Annotated in this window: 3 protein-coding genes and 1 rRNA gene; all 4 read left to right on the top strand. The window is 57.2% G+C overall.

The window, feature by feature from the left end:
- Positions 1–3 precede the first annotated feature (3 nt).
- The 4 genes from rrf to Q8Q83_RS10475 all read left to right on the top strand — a co-directional run bounded on the left by rrf (position 4) and on the right by Q8Q83_RS10475 (position 2685).
- Positions 4–119, top strand: a 5S ribosomal RNA gene (gene rrf, locus Q8Q83_RS10490).
- Positions 120–303: 184 nt separating this feature from the next.
- Positions 304–1269 (top strand): bifunctional biotin--[acetyl-CoA-carboxylase] ligase/biotin operon repressor BirA, encoded by a 966-nt coding sequence (birA, locus tag Q8Q83_RS10485; RefSeq protein WP_305623482.1) that lies wholly within the window; start codon positions 304–306, stop codon positions 1267–1269.
- Entirely contained in the window at positions 1259–2005 is a 747-nt protein-coding gene (locus tag Q8Q83_RS10480; protein WP_305623480.1) for a pantothenate kinase, read from the top strand. Before birA ends, Q8Q83_RS10480 begins: the two co-directional genes overlap by 11 nt.
- Positions 2006–2013: 8 nt before the next feature.
- Positions 2014–2685, top strand: coding sequence for an SPOR domain-containing protein (locus tag Q8Q83_RS10475; protein ID WP_305623478.1), 672 nt, complete (start codon positions 2014–2016; stop codon positions 2683–2685).
- Positions 2686–2871: the final 186 nt, after the last annotated feature.

The raw sequence follows: 2871 nt of genomic DNA, 5'->3' as shown, positions 1-2871 counted from the left end.
TCGCTTGACGACCATAGAGCATTGGAACCACCTGATCCCATCCCGAACTCAGTAGTGAAACGATGCATCGCCGATGGTAGTGTGGGGTTTCCCCATGTGAGAGTAGGTCATCGTCAAGCACCTATACCAAAACCCCCGATCGTGTAAACGATCGGGGGTTTTACTTTTTGTCGCGAAAACTAGTCGACAGCTATCGCTCAGCCAGGTGGAGCGAGGCTTAAGCCCGAAATGAGCCTGAGCCTTTGATAGGCAACTAAAGGGCGCATCGTTATCATGCGTGCCTTATTGCTTGGTAGGGCTGGCATGCATCCACTGTTAAGGCTTTTACAAGATGGTCGATTCCACTCAGGTGAAGCGCTTGGCGCTTCCTTGGGTGTCAGTCGCTCGGCAGTCTGGAAGCAGCTGCAGTCCCTGCAGGCAGAGTTATCTTTGCCCATCCATAAGGTTCGTGGCCGTGGTTATCGCCTGGAGAGCCCGCTGCAGCTATTGGATGAAGAGGTATTAGCGGCGAACTCTGTGGGCCCGCAGTGGCCCGTCGCTGTGCTGCCTTGCGTTGACTCGACTAATGCCGAGGCCTTGAAACGAGTGGCAGGCGCCCGGGCGCTACCATTTGTGGTGCTGGCCGAGCGGCAAACCAGTGGTCGCGGTCGGCGTGGCCGCAGTTGGGCGAGCCCATTCGGTGAGAATCTGTATTACAGCCTGGTCCTCAAGATCGAGGGCGGGATGCGCCAGGTTGAGGGCTTGAGCCTGGTGGTGGGCTTGGCGCTTCTCCAGACTATTCGCGGGGCTGGTGTTTCTGCGGCGGGATTAAAATGGCCCAATGATGTGCTGGTTGACGGACGCAAGATCGCCGGCATTCTCCTGGAGTTGTCCGGGGACCCGGCTGACGTTTGCCACGTGGTGATCGGTATCGGGCTCAATGTGAATATGTTGCCTGCCGAGAGGGTGTCGATTGACCAGCCTTGGACTTCGATGCGCGCCGAATTAGGGCGGGTTTTGGACCGCAATGAGTTGGTGCTCGAGCTGAATAGCCAGTTATCCCGTTATCTGGAGATCCAGCAGCGCTCGGGGTTCTCGGCGCTGCAGAAGGAATGGCAGGACAATCACCTTTGGCAGGGGCGTAAAGTGGCGATAACGGCCGGCATCCAGCCGATTGAGGGAATAGTGCTGGGGGTCGATCAGTCTGGCGCAATCCGCCTCAGTGTTGATGGGGTTGAGCGCAGCTTCAGTGGTGGAGAGCTCAGTTTGAGGTTGTCTGATGATTCTTGAGCTTGACTGCGGCAACACTTTAATAAAGTGGCGTCTTATCAGCGGTGCGGGCTCAATGGTCTGCGCGGGTGGCGTTGTCGGTTCCGATGAGGAGCTTGTACGGGCTGTTGCTGGAGTGGCCGCTGGGCTGCGTGGATGCAGGCTGGTGAGCGTGCGTAGCGATGATGAGACGGCTCGGCTGATTGCGGCCTTGGAGCAGGCTTTTTCTGTCGAGTGTTGCTGTGCGCGGCCTGCGCTCGAGTTGGCCGGGGTGCGCAATGGCTATGAGCAATACCAGCGTCTCGGCCTCGATCGTTGGCTCGCACTGGTCGGTGCCTATCAGCTGGTGCGCAAGGCCTGCTTGGTGATCGATCTGGGCACTGCGGTAACTTCTGACTTTGTCGCTGCGGATGGTCAGCATTTGGGCGGCTTTATTTGTCCGGGCGTGCCCCTGATGCGCAATCAGTTGCGCACCCATACCCGTCGAACCCGCTATGACGACGCGGAGGCCGAACAGGCGCTGCAGAGTATGACGCCGGGTCGCTCAACGGCTGAGGCGGTTGAACGTGGTTGCTCCTTGATGCTGCAGGGGTTTGTGCATGGTCAGCTGGCATTGGCTGCTGAGCAATTGGGCGAGTGTTTTGAGGTTTTTCTCACCGGGGGCGACGCATCGTTGGTGGTTGATGTGGTGCCGGGGGGCAGAGTAGTACCCGATCTGGTATTTATCGGTTTGGCGGTCGCCTGCCCCCTACGTTGAGGTCATGCATGCGCTGGATGTTTTTGTGGTTGGTTGTGCTGAATTTGTTCTATTACGTTTGGCATCAGCAACAGGTGCCGTTACGGGTCACCGAGATAGCGCCTTTAGATATGGCGCAGAGCAGCAAGCGAGATATTCGTTTGCTCAGCGAGTCGAGTGCGCCTGTGCGTCGAGAGGTTGCGGTGGCGGAGGAGGCGGAAGCTGTCTGTCTTTTTCTGGGCAGTTTTGAGCAGATGCCTGAGGCTTCTGCTGTCGAGCAGCGCCTTTTGAGTCTAGATATTCGCTCGCAGGTGCAGTCTGTCGATGCGGCGGCTGGTGTCGACTATTGGGTGTACTTGCCGCCATTGGCGTCACGTCAGGCTTCGTTGCGGCAGCTGCGCGAATTACAGGCGCGCAAGATCGATAGCTACATCATTACCCAGGGGGATTTGGCCAATGGCATTTCGCTGGGCATCTTTCCGCGCAATGACTCGGCTGAGAGTGTCATGCAGCGCTTGCGTGAGGCGGGCTATGAGCCTTTATTGCGGGAATTGACCCGTGCGCATCGCAGTTTTTGGGTGCGCATCGCTCCGGAAAGTCGGCGGCTGGCGGAGGATTCGCTGTTGGAGCGTTTGGCTTTTGACTTCAAAGGCTTACAACATCAATTAATGCTGTGCGAGGGGGTTGCAAGCCCTCGGTAGAATGCATAGAATGGCGCCCGCTTCGCAGGGTGGCGCCAACTGGTGGATCTGTGAAGTTGCTGTCAATGCAGCTAACCTCAGGTTTTTAATGAGAAATTGCTTGACAGTAGGTAGGCATCGAATGAGAATGCCGCCCCGTTTGGAGGGATTCCCGAGTGGCCAAAGGGATCAGACTGTAAATCTGAC

Source organism: Pseudomonas sp. (assembly GCF_030696055.1).
GTDB lineage: Bacteria > Pseudomonadota > Gammaproteobacteria > Pseudomonadales > Pseudomonadaceae > Aquipseudomonas.
Note: the sequence above shows the minus strand (reverse complement) of the source record. Positions and strands in the feature narration are given on the sequence as shown.